Consider the following 14,885-nt stretch of genomic DNA (forward strand, 5'->3'; position numbering starts at 1 on the left):
AACGGAGGCCGCCGGGCGCCGGCCGGACCATCCTACCCTCCCGGATACATCGCGCGCAGCCGGGCCTGGAGCTTGCACATCCCGCCGAGCCAGCGGTCGTAATCCTCGGTCTTGCGGCGCATGTAGCCGAGCACCTCGGGATGCGGCAGGATCAGGAAGGTCTCCGCCTCGAGCCCCCGGATCGCCGCCTCGGCCACCGCCTCGGGAGTCAGGACGCCGTCGAAGGAGGCCGGGCCCGCATCGAGGGCGCGCAGCATCGCCGTATCGACGCCCTGCGGACAGAGGACCGCGACGCGGATGCCGTCCTCGCGATGGGAAATGGCGAGATTCTCGGCGAAGCCGATCGAGGCATGCTTGGTGGTCGAATAGACCGCGCTGCCGACCTGCGACAGGAGCCCGGCCGCCGAGGCGGTGTGGAGAAACCAGCCCCCGCCGCGAGCCTTCATCCGCGGCACGAGCGCCCGTGCCGCCCAGACATGGGCCATGACGTTGACCGTCCAGGACCGGGTCCATTCCTCGTCCGGCACGCCGGCCGGATGCTCCGCGCGGCGGTCGAGCCCGGCCATGATGCCGGCATTGGAGCAGAAGAGTCCGATCGGGCCAAAACGCCGCTCCGTCTCGTCGATGAGACGGACAATCTCGCTCTCGCGGGAGACGTCGCAGCGGAACCCGGCCCCCCCGAGGCGCGCGCCGAGCGCCTCGGCCCCCTCGCCGTCGAGATCGGCCACGACGACGGCCGCCGCGCCCTCCCGGGCGAATCCTTCCGCAAGCGCCCTGCCGATCCCCGACGCGCCTCCCGTGACGACGACGACCTGCCCGGCCACCTTCATGGCGCCTCCCACGCGCTCCGCGCGTCATCGGACATGCGGCGGGGCGAGGCCGGAGCGGGCTCCTCTCCCGCCCCGGCCCTTCGCCTCAGCTCAGATGCTTGGAGATGTGCTTGTTCATCTCGAACATGGTGACCTTGTCGGTGCCGAAGACCTTCTGGAGCTTGTCGTCGGCGAGGATCTCGCGGCCATTCTTCGGATTCTGGAGCTTGTTCTTCTTGATGTATTCCCAGATCTTCGAGACCACCTCCGTCCGCGGCAGCGGCGCCGTGCCCACGATCGCACCCAGCTCCTTGGAGGGGGTCATCGGCTTCATGAGGGCCGGATTCACTTTCTTGGGGGCGGCGGCGGGCTTCGCGGCCTTCGTTTCCTTCGCCATCACTGCTCTCCTTGGTCCGAATGTGCGAATACCGGCGAGCCTTGTGCGCCTCGGGGGGCGCCGTCAACAGGGGCTTCCCGCGCGGCACCACTTTTTGACAGCGTTTTGGCGCCCGACGCGCAAAACCGAAGCCCTGACGGACTTCGGCAAAAGCCGGGCTCCCGAAAGGCGACGGGGTGCGGGAAGCCGATTCGCCTCCCTCTCCGTTCAGCCGAGGGCGACCTTGAACTCCGCCTCGGTCTTCTCCCGGACCTCCTCGACCGTGACGCCGTCGGCAAGCTCGATGAGGGTGAGGCCGCCATCGCCCTTCTTGTCGATGCTGAAGACGCCGAGATCGGTGATCACGAGGTCGACGACGCGCGTGCCGGTCAGCGGCAGGGCGCATGTCTTGAGCAGCTTCGGCTCGATCGAGCCGTCCTTGTTCTTCGCCACATGCTCCATCGTCACCACGACGCGCTTGACGCCGGCAACGAGGTCCATGGCCCCGCCCATGCCCTTCACCATCTTGCCGGGGATCATCCAGTTGGCGAGGTCGCCGTTCTGGGCCACCTGCATCGCGCCCAGGATCGACAGGTTGATATGGCCGCCGCGGATCATGCCGAAGCTGTCGGAGGAGGAGAAATAGCTCGTCGTCGGCAGTTCCGTGATGGTCTGCTTGCCGGCATTGATCAGGTCGGGATCCTCCTCCCCCTCGAAGGGGAAGGGCCCCATGCCGAGCATGCCGTTCTCGGACTGGAGCTGCACGGTCATCCCCTCGGGGATGTGGTTCGACACCAGCGTCGGGATGCCGATGCCGAGATTGACGTAGAAGCCGTCCTCCAGCTCCTTCGCGGCGCGCTGCGCCATCTGATCACGGGTCCAGGCCATGTCGTCCTCCCTCAGGCGGCGCGCTTGCGCACGGTGCGTTGCTCGATGTGCTTGGCCGCGTTCGGCACGTGCACGATCCGCTTCACGAAGATGCCGGGGGTGATGATGTGGTCGGGATCGATCTCGCCTGCCGGAACCAGGTTCTCGACCTGGGCGACGGTCATCGTGGCCGCGGTCGCCATCATCGGATTGAAGTTCCGCGCGGTCTTCCGATAGACGAGGTTGCCTTCCGTATCGCCCTTCCAGGCGTGGACGACGGAGAGATCGGCCCAGAGGCCCTTCTCCATCACGTAGTGCTCGCCGCCGAATTCGCGCGTCTCCTTGCCCTCGGCGATCGCCGTGCCGTAGCCGGTCTTGGTGAAGAAGGCCGGGATGCCCGCCCCGCCCGCGCGGATGCGCTCGGCCAGCGTGCCCTGCGGGTTGAACTCGATCTCGAGTTCGCCCGCGAGATATTGCTGCGCGAAGAGCTTGTTCTCGCCGACATAGGACGAGACCATCTTCTTCACCTGCCGCGTCTCGAGCAGCACGCCGAGCCCGATCCCGTCGACGCCAGCATTATTGGAGATGACCGTGAGACCCTTGACGCCCGATTCCCTGATCGCGGCGATCAGCGCGTCCGGGATGCCGCAGAGGCCGAAACCTCCCGCCATGATGGTCATTCCGTCCCGCAAGACCCCGGCCAGCGCCGATGTTGCGTCCTGGTGAACCTTCTTCATCAACGCCCTCCCCGTGGCCCGGCTGTCGCGTTCCGTAGGGACCTTCAACATATCCGGCAGGACCCGCGCAACCCATTCCCGCCCCGTTTGGACAAATAGATGCCGAACGGCTAGGACGGGCATCCCGACGCGAGCGTCCTTCCCCTGGCGACACGCCGCCCCGGAGCCGATGACCCGCCGCAGGACAGCCATTCTCTGCCTTCTGGCCGGCGCGCTGCTCGCCGCTCTCGTCCCCTGGACGGTGCGCTCCGACCACGTGGTCGCGACGCTCGCCCGCCAGATCAAGGAGAGCTACGGGATCGTCCTGTCCTCGAACGGCAGCCTCACCCTGACCCTGCTGCCCCTGCCCCAGCTCACGCTGTCGCAGGTGCGCCTCGCGGGCGCCGACGGCGCGGTCGAGGCGGAGGCCGAGGAGCTGAGAATGCAGCTTCGCCCGCTCCCGCTCCTGCGCGGGCGCCTGCGGCTCTACAAGGTCTGGCTGGCGAGAAGCCGCGTCGCGATCACCCTGCCGGAGACGCCCTCCCCGAGCCTCGCGGGAACGCTGGCGCAACTGCGCGCGCGCATCGGCACCGCGCCCGATTCACGCTGGGTGCCGCGCATCGACCGCTTCCTGCTGACGGAGGGGGAGATCGCCGTCCGGGACCGGAGTGGGCGCGACCTCGCGCAGGTGCGGCAGGCTTCGCTGTTCCTCAACTCGCCCGAGCCGGACGGCGAGATCGACCTCACCGCGTCGGGCGAATGGAACGGCGAGAGCGCCATTGCCTCACTGAGCGGCCTCGACCTCAAGGCGATCCGCGACGGGCAACCGCAAGCCGTCGAGGCGGATGTCACCGGGCGCCTCGGGCGGCTGACGCTCGCCGGGCAACTGGTCTGGTCCGAAAAGCCCCGCTTCGAGGGCGCCATCCGGGGGCGGACGACGTCGCTCGGCGCCCTCGCGCGCTGGTCCGGCCTCGCGGCCGATCTCGCCGAGATCGACCGGCCCGGCTCGGTCTCCGGGAACGGCTCGATCGATCTCGCGGCGGTCCAGATCCCCCGCGTCTCGATCGAGATCGCGGACCGGCGCCTCGACGGCACCGTGGCGATGCAGTTCGCGCCGAAGCCGCAGCTTCGCGCCACCCTCGCGGGGGACGATCTCGATCTCGGCTGGCTGGGACGGATCCTCGACCCGGCCGGAACTGACCGCCTGGGCGCCGATTACGACGTGAGGCTTTCGGCCTCCACCCTCGCTCTCGGCCCGTTGCGGCTCGCGGATGCGGCGGTGAGCGTCCAGAGCACGGCGCGCGCGATCGAGGTGTCGCTCGGCCGCGCCTCCTTCGCCGGCGGCACGCTGCGCGGCCGCGTCTCCGCCGTTCTCGACGGAGAGGGCCGCGAGATCCGCGCGCTGGCCTGGGCGGAGGAGATCGATCTGGGGCAGGTCCTCCCCGTTCTCGCGGGCCTCCGCAGCCTGTCCGGGACGGCGAATTGCCAGTTCGCGCTCGACGTCACGGGAGACCGGAGCGCGAATCCGGTGCCCCAGATGCGCGGCCGGGGCATGGTCCAGGTTCGCGACGGCGAATTCGCCGCGGCGACCCTCGGCGAGGCGGCGAAGCGCGCCGCGCCCGGCACCGCGCCCGCCGATTGGCGCACCGGCCGGATGCGCTTCGGCGAGGCGCGGGCGACGATCGATTTCGGCCACGGACGGGCGGAACTGCGCGAAGCCGTCGTCGAGACCGCCGGCACGCGCTCGCAGCTCAGCGGCGGGGTCGATCTCAGGAGCATGGATGCCTCGCTGCGGCTCTCGACTCCCGCACCCGCCTCGGGTCCGGCGCCCGCCTCGGGCCCGGCGCCCGGAGCGGCGCGCCCTCCCCTGGTCCTCGATCTCAGCGGCCCGCTCCGGCACCTGAATGTCAGCGTCGATGCGGCGGCCCTGCCACCCCCCGTCGCCGGCCCCTGATCAGCCTCGCCCCCTGCGCGCCTTCGCAGCCAGGGTCGAGACCGTCAGCAGGACCGCGACCGCCGCGATCAGAAGCGTCGAGATCGCGTTCACCTCCGGCGTCACCCCGCGCCGCGCCTGGCCGAACACGTACATGGGCAGGGTGGTCGAGCCGGGCCCGGAGGTGAAGCTCGCAAGCACGAGGTCGTCCAGCGACAGGGTGAAGGCGAGGAGGAAGCCGGCGAGGACGGCCGGGGCGACGATGGGCAGCGTCACCGTCAGGAAGGCGCGCAGCGGCGAGGCGCCGAGATCGCGCGCCGCATCTTCCAGCGTCCAGTCGAAGCCGGCGAGCCGGGCCTGCACGACCAGCGTCACGAAGGACATGGTCAGCGTGACATGGGCGATGGCGACCGTCGTCGCGCCCCGCTCGAGATCGAGCGCGACGAAGAGCAAGAGGAGCGCGAGCCCGGTCACGACCTCGGGCAGCACCAGCGGCACATAGACGAGGGTCGTGAAGACGCCGCGGCCGAGGAAGCGCCCGGCCCGGACCAAAGCGAGCGCCGCCAGGGTGCCGAGCACGGTCGAGACGACCGCCGAGGCGAAGGCCACCTTCAGCGACGTGCCCAGCGCCGAGAGCAGCGCCGCATTGGCGGGCAGCGCCCGATAGGCGTCGAGCGAGAACCCCGCCCAGACAGTGACGAGGCGCGAGGCGTTGAAGGAGAAGATCACCACCAGCAGGATCGGCCCGTAGAGGAAGGCGAGGCCGAGCGCGAGGGCGGCGAGGTTGAGAGGCGTGAGCGCCCCGATCCGTCTCATCGGGCCGCCTCCTGCCGCCGCGTCTCGATCTCGCGCAGGGCGAGGATCGGCACGAGGAGCAGCGCGAGGAGTGCGACGGCGATGGCGGCGGCGAGTGGCCAGTCGCGGTTCTGGAAGAACTCGCTCCACAGCGTGCGGCCGAGCATGAGCGTGTCCGAGCCGCCGAGCAGTTCGGGCACCACGAACTCGCCCACCATGGGGATGAAGCAGAGCAGCGATCCCGCCGCGATTCCGGGCAGCGAGAGCGGCACGGTCACGCTCCAGAAGCGCCGCAGCGGCGAGGCGCCGAGATCGGCCGCCGCTTCGAGCAGGGCCGGGTCCTGCCGGTCGAGCGAGGCATGGACCGGCAGGATCATGAAGGGGAGATAGGCATAGACGAGGCCGACCAGCACGCCGGCATTGGTGTTGAGCAGTTCCAGCGGCTCGCGGATGACGCCCAGCGCCATCAGTCCCTGGTTGAGCCATCCGTCCTGCTTCAGGATGCCGATCCAGGCATAGACGCGCACGAGAAAGCTCGTCCAGAACGGCAGCACGACCGCCGCAAGCAGCAATCCGCGCCAGCTTTCGGGCGCCCGCGCGATGGCGAGGGCGACGCCGTAGCCGATCACGACGATGAGCGCGGTCGCGGCGAGGGCGAGGACGAGCGAGGTGAGGAGCGCCTCCGCATAGAGGCTGCTCGCGGCGAATTCCCGGTAGTTGTCGAGCGTCAGCGCGCCCAGCGCCTCGCGCCAGGCGGCCCCGTCGAGGCTCATGGGCAGGTGCGGGCGGTAGGGAGGTCGCGCCAGCGCCTTCTCGGAGACGCTCATGCGCAGGACGATGGCCAGCGGCACGAGCACGAAGAGCCCGAGCCAGAGGGCCGGGATCGCGATGGCGACCGCCCGTCCGAAGGTCGTGCGACCGGCCTTCACGGCAGCACCCGCGCGGCCGCGGCGGCGAAGGCGATCCTGGCCGGCTCGCCGGGCGCAGGAACCTCGCCCGCGAAGCCGGCGGGCGCCGAGACGCGCACCTCCTGCCCTTCCCTCAGCGCGATGCGAAGCGCGACCTGCCCGCCGAGATAAGAGGCGCCGGTCACGATGCCGTCGAGGCGGTTCGGCCCCTCGATGTCGCGCGCGGCGAGGGCGAGGCGCTCGGGCCGCACCATCACGGCGACGGCATCGCCCGGCTCTCCGGCCTGCGCCGCCGCCTCGACGGTCTCCCCGCCCGCAAGGACGATACGCGCGAAGCCGCCGAGCCGGCTCTCCAGAACCCCTTCCAGCAGGTTGGCCGCGCCGACGAAGCCGGCCACGAAGCGGCTCGCCGGCTCTTCGTAGATCTCGCGCGGCGTGCCGACCTGGACGAGGCGGCCGGCCTGCATGACGCCGATGCGGTCGGCGAGACCCATCGCCTCGTCCTGGTCGTGGGTCACCATGACGAAGGTCGTGCCGACCTGCGCCTGCAACGCCTTCAGCTCGGCCTGCGTCTCCTCGCGCAGGGCTCGGTCGAGAGCGCCGAGCGGCTCGTCGAGCAGCAGCACGCGGGGACGACGGGCGAGGGCCCGGGCCAGCGCGACGCGCTGGCGCTGGCCGCCCGAAAGCTGCGCGGGATAGCGTCCCTCGAGCCCCTCGAGCCGCCCGAGCCGGACCATGTCCGCGAGGCGGGCGGCGCATTCCTCGCGCGGCAGGCCCGCGAGCTTGAGCCCGTAGGCGATGTTCCCGGCGACCGTCATATGCGGGAAGAGCGCATAGGACTGGAACATCATGTTGATGGGCCGCTGGTGCGGCGGAGTGCGGGTGAGGTCCTCGCCGTCCAGCTCGATCCTGCCCTGGCTGGCGGTCTCAAATCCCGCGAGGAGCCGCAGCAGCGTGCTCTTGCCGCAGCCCGAGGGGCCCAGCAGGCAGAAGAACTCGCCCTCCTCGAGGTCGAGAGATACTCCGTCGATCGCGACGGCCGTGCCGAAGCGCCGCGTCACGTTCGCGATGCGGATGATCGTCTTGCTGGTCACCATGGCCCCATTGAAAACCGGCCCAGACCTAGCAGGGGATGGCGCCGGGGCTCAATCCGGGCAGCTTGACGGCGCGTCCCGCACCCTTGTCGACTCAATTGATGGATACGAGACGTTCGAAGCTGCCCCCGTCATCCCTGGCCGCCGCGCCTAATGCGCATCCGCGCCCGCTGCGGCGGCGGGCTTCTTCACGAAGACGAGCATCACCGTCATGCCCACGAACAGCGCAGTCAGGGCGAGGAACACGTCGCCGAAGGCCATGACCAGGGCCTCCTGCCGGAAGAGCGCTTCCAACTGCTTCAGCGCCGCCATTTCCGCGTCCGAGCCGAGGCGGGAGAAGGCTCCCTTGAAGGTGTCGAGGGTCTCGAGGGTGCGGAAATGCGACCAGGACAGAGTCTCGCGCAGCCGTTGCAGGTGCAGGTCCCAGCGCCAGTTGAGGAGCGTGTTGATGAGCGCGAGCCCGACCGCGCCGCCCAGGTTTCGGGTCAGGTTGTAGAGGCCCGACGCGTTCTTGATCCGGTCCGGCGGAAGGGTGCCGAGGGCGACGTTGTTGATCGGGATCATGCAGACCATCAGCGAGACGCCGCGGAAGATCTGCGGCACCACCAGTTCGCCGAAGGCCCAGTCCTTGGTGATGTAGGAGGCCCACCAGGTCCCGACGCCGAAGCCGAGGAAGCCGATCCCCATCATCACGCGCGGATCGAGCTTCATGGACATCCGCCCCGCGATGGGAGCGGTCAGGAACATGCAGATGCCGGTGACGAACATGGTCTCGCCGATCTGGAGGGCGGACATGCCGCGCACGCGCCCGAGATAGACGGGATAGAGATAGGTCAGGCCGTAGAGCCCGATCCCCATGATGAAGGAGAAGAGGGAGCCCACGGCGAAATTGCGGTCGGCGAAGGCGCGCAGGTCGACGATCGGGTGCTTCGCCGTCAGCACCCGCCAGAAGAAGGCGATCCCGGCGACGAGGCTGACCACCGCGCTGATCGCGACCGCCTCCTCCGACAGCCAGTCGTGATTGGGCCCCTCCTCCAGCACGTATTCGAGACAGCCGAGAAAGGCCGCCATGAAGGCGAGGCCGGCCCAGTCGAAGGTCGAGAGCAGGTTCCATTGCGGCTCGTCGAAATCGACCAGGAAATAGGTCGCGACGGTGACGAAGATGCCGGGCACGACATTGACCAGGAACAGCCAGTGCCAGGAAAACAGGTCGGTGAGATAGCCGCCGATGGTCGGGCCGATGGTCGGGGCGAGCGTCGCCACGAGGCCGATGAGCGGCGTGACCACCCCGCGCTTCGAGGGCGGGAAGATCGTATAGGCCGAGGCGAAGACGGTCGGGATCATCCCTCCGCCGATGAAGCCCTGGAGCGCGCGCCACAGGATCAGCTCGTTGATCGTGCTGGAGGTCGCGCACATGAAGCTCATGAGCGTGAAGCCGCCGGAGGCGATCACGAACATCCAGCGCGTCGAGAGCACGCGCGAGAGCGTGCCCGAGAGCGGGATCATGATGACTTCGGCGATGAGATAGGCGGTCTGGACCCAGGAGATCTCGTCCGCCGAGGCGGAGACGCCCGCCTGGATCTCGGTCAGCGAGGCGGAGACGATCTGGATGTCCAGGATCGCCATGAACATCCCGAACACCATGCAGAAGAAGGCGAAGAGCTTGCGCCCCTCGCTCTGCTCGGGCTTCGCTGCCGGAACGGCCCCATGGAGAGCAATGGTGCTCACGGCGCGCGCCTCAGAACGCCTGCCGGTCCTGGGCAGGCGCCATCGCCTCGAGGGCGGCGCGGGCGGTCTTCGGATCCCGGGTATCGACCTTGACCACCACCGACATGCCGGGCCGCAGGAAGCCCTTGGCCGCAACCTCGGGATCGACCTTCACCCGGACGGGCACGCGCTGCACGATCTTGGTGAAGTTGCCGGTCGCGTTCTCGGGCGGCAGCAGGCTGTATTGCGAGCCTGAGGCGGGGGCGATGCTCTCGACGGTTGCCGGCACATCGAGCCCCGGATAGGCGTCGATTTCGAGCCGGACGACCTGTCCGGGCCTGATCGAGGCGAGCTGCGTTTCCTTGAAATTCGCATCGATATGCACGGTGCCGAGCGGGATGAGCGCCGCGAGACGCGAGCCCGGCGTGACATAGGAGCCGACCTGCACGGCGCGGTTGCCGACGATGCCCGAGACCGGCGCGCGGATCTCCGTGAAGGAGAGATCGCGCTCCGCGCGGGCGAGCTGCGTGCGGGCCTCGTCGGCCGTGCGGGCGGCCTCGACCCTCTGCGCCTCGAGGACGTCCACATTGGCCCGCGCGACGGCGAGCGCGGCCGCCGCCGTCTTCACCGCCGCGACGGTGCGGTCGCGATCCGCCCGCGCCTGCTCGAACTTGGCCCTGGAGGCGAAATCGGCCTGGGCGAGCTTCGCCTGCCGGTCGTATTCCGCGGCCGCCCTGATCTGGTCGGCGCGGGCCGCGTCGATCTGCGGCTCGGCCTGGGCAACCTGCTCGCGCGCCGCCGCGACCTGGCGCTCGATCCGCGCCGTGGTCGCCTCCAGCGTCGCAAGCTTGTCCCGCGCTGCCTGTACGGCAAGCTTGTAGTCGCCGTCATCGATGCGCGCGACCACCTCGCCTTCCGTCACGGGCTGGTCGTTCTGGACCTCGATCGCGCTGATATAGCCCGGGATCTTGGCGGCCAGGATCGTGATGTCGCCCGCCACATAGGCGTCGTCGGTCGTCACGAGGAAGCGGCCGTCGGTCCAGTAGCGCCAGCCGTAATAGCCGCCACCCATCAGGGCGGCGAGAAGCACCGCGAGAAGCACGAGGCGCTTGCGGCCGGATTTGGGCTTGCCGGACGCCTGCTCCGCCGCCGGCTGCTCCGGGGCGGGGACCGTCCCCGGCGCGGGGAGCGTCCCCGGCGCGGGGGGCGCCCCCGGCGCGGGGAGCGCCCCCGGCGTCTCCCGGACCTCGGGCCGTCCGGCCGGAGCGGGAGCCTTGCGGGCGGGGCGGGAGCGGGCGGGCGCTTCGGCCTCGGCGGAAGCCGCCTGTTCGGGCTCGGCCTCCCGGGCCTCGGGCACCGAGCGATCCTCTCGATAAGCCACCACGATACTCCACGGATCGGGGTTTGAGGTTTGACAACGTCCGGAACGGGAAATAGTTTGACCGAACGGTTCGGTCAATAAGGATGGATGAGGGGCCATGAGCGAGGTGTCGGCGCGCACATCGGAGCGGGAGCGCGCGGCCGACTCGTCGAAGCGCCGGCAGATCCTCGACGGCGCACGGCGGGTCTTCCTCGCCGAGGGCTTCGACGGCGCCTCCATGGGCGGCATCGCGAAGGCGGCCGGCGTCTCGAAGGGGACGCTCTATGTCTATTTCGACAACAAGGAGGCCCTGTTCGAGGCCCTGACCCAATCGGAGAGAGGCGACCTCGCCGAGGTCCTGTTCCGGCTGGACGAGGGCGACCCGGACATGCGCGCCGTGCTTCGCCGGGTGGGCACGAGCCTCCTCGAGATGATGATCCGCCCCGACCACATCGCCTCGATCCGCATGGTGATCGGCGCGGCCGACAAGTTCCCGGATTTCGGCCGCTCCTTCTACGAGGCGGGCCCCGCCTTCGGGGCGGCGCGGCTGAAAGCCTATCTCGACGGGCAGGTCGCGGCGGGCCGGCTCGCGATCGACGACACGGCGCTTGCGGCCGAGCAGTTCCTCAACCTGTGCTCGACCGGCATCCTCAAGCGCCTGCTCTTCGGCATGCCGGTCGCGGACCTGCCGAAGACGGCGGCCCGCAATGTCGAGGCGGCCGTGAGCGTCTTCCTCGCCGCCTACGAGCGCTCGTCCTCGCGCATGGCCGCCGCGACGCGCGACTGAAGCACCTCGGGCTTCGTCAGGACGAGGGCACCGCGCGTCCGCTCGATCAGCCCCTCCCCCGCCATGGCGGTGAATTCGCGCGTGACCTGCTCGCGCCGGCAGCCGATGCGGGCCGCGAGGACGTGGTGATAGGGCGGAGGCGTGACGACCCTCTCCCCGTCATGGCCGGCCCTCGGGATCGAGAGCCGGATCAGCTCGGCATAGAGGCGGTGGCGCAGGTCGAGGACCGCATTCTCCATGATGCGCGCGTCGAGATCCCGGATGCGCCGCGCCAGGAGCCGGAAGAGCCGGTCCGCCACGGTCGGCGAGGCGAAGAGCAGGTCGCGGAAGACCGAGGCCGACATGGTGCAGACCTCGCCCCGCGTCAGCGCCGTGACGTTGGCGGAGCGCGCGATCCCGTCGAGCGCGGCGAGTTCTCCGAACACGGCCCCGCTGCGCATCTCGCCGAGGATGATCTCCTTGCCCGCACGGGTGCGGATGAGCACGCGCACATCCCCCGAAATGAGGAAATAAACATCTGTGGACGAATCGTCGAAATCGACGAGAGTCTCGTTCGGATTGAAGGTGCGGCAGCGCGTGCGGGCCTCGAAGGGCGCGAGATCGATCTCCGCGTCCTGAAGCAACGTGACTTTCGACAGCCGGCTCATGCGATCCTCGTCCGCGCGAGAATGGGGACGGGCGAAGCCCGGCCGTGTCAAGTCGCGCGCGCCGACGCAAGGCGAACCCCTACCAGCCGGCGCGATCCTGGCCGGCCATGTCAGGCTTGCGCCCCCTCGATGAGCCGCGCCGCCGCGGCGCGGGCCTCGTCGGTGACGGAGGCGCCGGCCAGCATGCGGGCGATCTCCTCCCGGCGGGGGCCGGGCGCAAGAACCGCGACGCTCGTCGCAACCCGCCGGCCTCCCCCCTCCTTGGCAATGAGAAGATGGCTCGCGGCCCGCGCCGCGACCTGGGGCGCATGGGTCACCGCGATGACCTGGAGGCGCTCGGCAAGGCGGGCGAAACGCTGGCCGATGGCATCGGACACGGCTCCGCCTACCCCCGTATCCACCTCGTCGAAAACGAGAGTCGGCGCGGAGCCGCGATCGGCCAGCACGACCTTGAGGGCCAGGATGAAGCGGGACAATTCCCCGCCCGAGGCGGTCTTCATCAGCGGGCCCGGCCGCGTGCCCGGATTGGTCTCGACCCAGAACTCGACCCGGTCGAAGCCGCCCGGGTCGCGGGATGCCTCGTCGGTCTCGACCCGCGTCAGAAACCGGGCCCGGCCGAGCTTCAGGGGGCCAAGCTCGCCCGCGACCGCCTTGTCGAGCTTCGCCGCGGCCTTGCGGCGCGCGGCGGAGAGCCGGCCCGCGGCCGCCACGTAATCGGCCTCGGCTGCGCGGGCGGCGGCGGCGAGCTTCTCGGCTTCTCCCTCCCCCGCCTCGATGGCGGCATGGTCGGCCGCGAGCGTGTCGCGCAAGGCGGCGAGATCGTCGGCCGGGACGGCATATTTGCGCGAAGCGGCCCGCAGCCTGAACAGGCGCTCCTCCGAGCGCTCCAGCTCGGCGGGATCAAACTCGGCCTCCCGCATCGCCTCGCCGAGCGCCCGCTCGGCCTCGTCCAGCGCAACGAGCAGCGCATCGAGCGCGGCGACGGGACGGGCGACCAGCGGCCCGGCGAGGTTCGAGCGGCGCTCGAGCTTGCGCAAGGCGGCCGACAGGCCGCCGACCGGCGCGGCGACGGCGTCACGCGCATCGGCGAGATCCTGCGTCACCTTCTCGGCCTGCTGGAGCAATTGCCGGCGCTCGGTCAGCGCGGCCTCCTCGCCGGGCTCGGGCGCGAGCGCCGTCAGTTCCTCGACCGCATGGGCGAGATAGTCCTGCTCCTTGCGCAGCCCCGCGAGACGCGCCTCCGCCTCCCGCGCGGCGTCCCTGGCGGCGCGATGGCGGCGCGCAGCCTCGGCCACGGCCTGGACATGCTCCGACAGCCGCCCATGGGCATCGAGAATGGCGCGGTGGGTCGAGGGATCGACCAGCGCCCGGTCCGCATGCTGGCCATGGATCTCGACGAGGGAGGCGCCGATCTCCTTCAGGAGCTGGACGCTCGCCGGCTGGTCGTTGACGAGCGCCCGCGTGCGCCCGTCCGCGAACTGGACGCGGCGGAGGATCAACTCGCCCTCGACCTCCAGATCGGCCGCGGCGGCGAGCGTCCGGGCGGGATGGCCGGCGGGGATGTCGAACACCGCCGTCACCTGGCCCTGGCTCTCGCCGTGCCGGACGAGCGAGCCGTCGCCACGCGCCCCGAGGGCGAGCGCGAAGGCGTCGAGGAGAATGGATTTCCCCGCCCCGGTCTCCCCGGTCAGCACGCTGAGGCCGGCCTCGAAGCGGAGATCGAGCCGGTCGATCAGGACGATGTTGCGGATCGAAAGCTGCGCGAGCATGCCCCGCCTTCCTTAGAGCATGCGGGTGTTTTGCGGAAACGGCGGCATGCCCGAACGAGACGATGGAGCGCAGGTCCATCGGCGCTTCGAACGGCGGGCGCCGCGCCCTATTGCCCGACCGCGATGGCGCGGAAGCCCTTGAACGCCTTGCTCATCCAGGAATCGGCGTCCTCGCGCGGCTCGAGCCCCTTCGAGCGGACCAGCGTGTAGGCATCCTGATACCACTGGCTGTTCGGGAAGTTGTGGCCCAGCACGGCGGCGGCGGTCTGCGCCTCGCCGGTGAGGCCGAGCGCCATATAGGCTTCCGTCAGGCGCTCCAGCGCCTCCTCGACATGGCGCGTCGTCTGGTACTTGGAGACCACGTCGCGGAAGCGGTTGATCGCGGCGGTGTAGTTGCGCTGCTCCAGATAGAAGCGGCCGATTTCCATGTAATTGCCGGCGATCTGGTCACGCGCGACGTTGATGCGGTAGCGCGCATCGCTGGCATATTCGGAGTTCGGATATTTCTGGACGAGATCGGTCAGCGCGGCGAGCGCCTTCTCGGAGCGCTCCTGGTCGCGCGTCGCGTCCGGGATCTGGTTGAAGTTGGACATCGCATACAGATATTGCGCGTAGGCGGCATCCTTGGTGTTGGGATATTTTTGCAGGTAGGAGCGCGCCGCGGTGATGGCCCCCTCCCATTGCTGCCCCTCGTAATTGGCGAAAGCCTCCATGATCAGGCCCTTCCGCGCCCATTCCGAGGACGGGTAGTTGCGGCTGATGGCGGCGAACTTCTTGGCGGCCCCCTCATGGTCGCCGTTCTTCAGCCGCCCGAGCCCCTGGTCGTACAGCTGCTGCGGCGGCACGTCCGCGGTGACCTTCATCTCGTATTTTTCGGAGGTGTCGAAGGGATTGAGGTTGGAGACCGTATCGCAGCCCCCCAGCGCCGCCGCCGTGCCCGCGAGCAGCGCCAAGCGGAACATGACTCCCCGCGTCCCTGCAATCGTCTCGATCATCATCCGTCGTCGATCCCCAGACTCGCGGTCGCCGAGCCGTCCGGCGCAAAACAGAGGGCGTAAGGATCGATGGCAAGTCCGGCAATGCCGCCGCTGCAACACCCGCTGCGGATGATGGCGGC

General features: G+C 69.8%; 14 protein-coding genes. 2 read left to right on the top strand and 12 right to left on the bottom strand.

Going from position 1 to position 14,885, the window contains the following annotated elements; genetic code table 11:
* Positions 1 to 32: 32 nt before the first annotated feature.
* The 4 genes from PKD06_RS05950 to PKD06_RS05965 form a co-directional block, all read right to left on the bottom strand.
* Entirely contained in the window at positions 33 to 830 is a 798-nt protein-coding gene (locus PKD06_RS05950; RefSeq protein WP_324378566.1) for an SDR family oxidoreductase, read from the bottom strand.
* A gap of 85 nt (positions 831 to 915) precedes the next feature.
* Positions 916 to 1,206, bottom strand: coding sequence for an SWIB/MDM2 domain-containing protein (locus PKD06_RS05955; RefSeq protein WP_324378569.1), 291 nt, complete (start codon positions 1,204 to 1,206; stop codon positions 916 to 918).
* 207 nt (positions 1,207 to 1,413) lie between these two features.
* The gene (locus tag PKD06_RS05960) at positions 1,414 to 2,073 is read right to left on the bottom strand and encodes a CoA transferase subunit B (RefSeq protein WP_324378570.1); all 660 of its coding nucleotides are present in this window, start codon (positions 2,071 to 2,073) and stop codon (positions 1,414 to 1,416) included.
* A gap of 11 nt (positions 2,074 to 2,084) precedes the next feature.
* Positions 2,085 to 2,789, bottom strand: a complete 705-nt coding sequence (locus PKD06_RS05965; RefSeq protein ID WP_324378572.1) for a CoA transferase subunit A — start codon at positions 2,787 to 2,789, stop codon at positions 2,085 to 2,087.
* A 169-nt stretch (positions 2,790 to 2,958) separates the two neighbouring features.
* Here PKD06_RS05965 and PKD06_RS05970 point away from each other — a divergent pair, with 169 nt between their 5' ends.
* Positions 2,959 to 4,722: an AsmA-like C-terminal region-containing protein gene (locus tag PKD06_RS05970; protein WP_324378574.1), complete on the top strand. Its 1,764-nt coding sequence runs from the start codon at positions 2,959 to 2,961 to the stop codon at positions 4,720 to 4,722.
* On the opposite strand, the gene PKD06_RS05975 is transcribed toward PKD06_RS05970, so the two are convergent.
* The 5 genes from PKD06_RS05975 to PKD06_RS05995 all read right to left on the bottom strand — a co-directional run bounded on the left by PKD06_RS05975 (position 4,723) and on the right by PKD06_RS05995 (position 10,562).
* On the bottom strand, positions 4,723 to 5,517 hold the full coding sequence (locus PKD06_RS05975; protein WP_324378576.1) for an ABC transporter permease: 795 nt from the start codon (positions 5,515 to 5,517) through the stop codon (positions 4,723 to 4,725).
* On the bottom strand, positions 5,514 to 6,425 hold the full coding sequence (locus tag PKD06_RS05980) for an ABC transporter permease subunit (RefSeq protein ID WP_324378578.1): 912 nt from the start codon (positions 6,423 to 6,425) through the stop codon (positions 5,514 to 5,516). The genes PKD06_RS05975 and PKD06_RS05980 overlap by 4 nt, the downstream gene beginning before the upstream one ends.
* Positions 6,422 to 7,501: an ABC transporter ATP-binding protein gene (locus tag PKD06_RS05985; RefSeq protein WP_324378580.1), complete on the bottom strand. Its 1,080-nt coding sequence runs from the start codon at positions 7,499 to 7,501 to the stop codon at positions 6,422 to 6,424. The genes PKD06_RS05980 and PKD06_RS05985 overlap by 4 nt, the downstream gene beginning before the upstream one ends.
* Positions 7,502 to 7,648: 147 nt before the next feature.
* Positions 7,649 to 9,142 carry a DHA2 family efflux MFS transporter permease subunit gene (locus PKD06_RS05990; protein ID WP_324378623.1) on the bottom strand — a complete coding sequence of 498 codons (1,494 nt, stop codon included), beginning with the start codon at positions 9,140 to 9,142 and terminating at the stop codon, positions 7,649 to 7,651.
* Positions 9,143 to 9,236: 94 nt separating this feature from the next.
* The gene (locus tag PKD06_RS05995; RefSeq protein ID WP_324378582.1) at positions 9,237 to 10,562 is read right to left on the bottom strand and encodes an HlyD family secretion protein; all 1,326 of its coding nucleotides are present in this window, start codon (positions 10,560 to 10,562) and stop codon (positions 9,237 to 9,239) included.
* A 121-nt stretch (positions 10,563 to 10,683) separates the two neighbouring features.
* Between PKD06_RS05995 and PKD06_RS06000 the strand changes: the two genes are divergently transcribed.
* Positions 10,684 to 11,352 (top strand): TetR/AcrR family transcriptional regulator, encoded by a 669-nt coding sequence (locus tag PKD06_RS06000; protein WP_324378583.1) that lies wholly within the window; start codon positions 10,684 to 10,686, stop codon positions 11,350 to 11,352.
* Here the strand turns inward: PKD06_RS06000 and PKD06_RS06005 are convergent.
* The 3 genes from PKD06_RS06005 to PKD06_RS06015 form a co-directional block, all read right to left on the bottom strand.
* Entirely contained in the window at positions 11,307 to 11,999 is a 693-nt protein-coding gene (locus PKD06_RS06005) for a Crp/Fnr family transcriptional regulator (protein ID WP_324378585.1), read from the bottom strand. The genes PKD06_RS06000 and PKD06_RS06005 overlap by 46 nt on opposite strands.
* Positions 12,000 to 12,109: 110 nt before the next feature.
* Complete coding sequence (gene recN, locus PKD06_RS06010) at positions 12,110 to 13,768, bottom strand: DNA repair protein RecN (protein WP_324378587.1); 1,659 nt, start codon at positions 13,766 to 13,768, stop codon at positions 12,110 to 12,112.
* A gap of 107 nt (positions 13,769 to 13,875) precedes the next feature.
* On the bottom strand, positions 13,876 to 14,730 hold the full coding sequence (locus PKD06_RS06015) for an outer membrane protein assembly factor BamD (RefSeq protein ID WP_324378625.1): 855 nt from the start codon (positions 14,728 to 14,730) through the stop codon (positions 13,876 to 13,878).
* Between the last annotated feature and the right edge of the window lie 155 nt (positions 14,731 to 14,885).

Source organism: Enterovirga sp. (assembly GCF_035325185.1).
Classification (GTDB): domain Bacteria; phylum Pseudomonadota; class Alphaproteobacteria; order Rhizobiales; family Beijerinckiaceae; genus Enterovirga.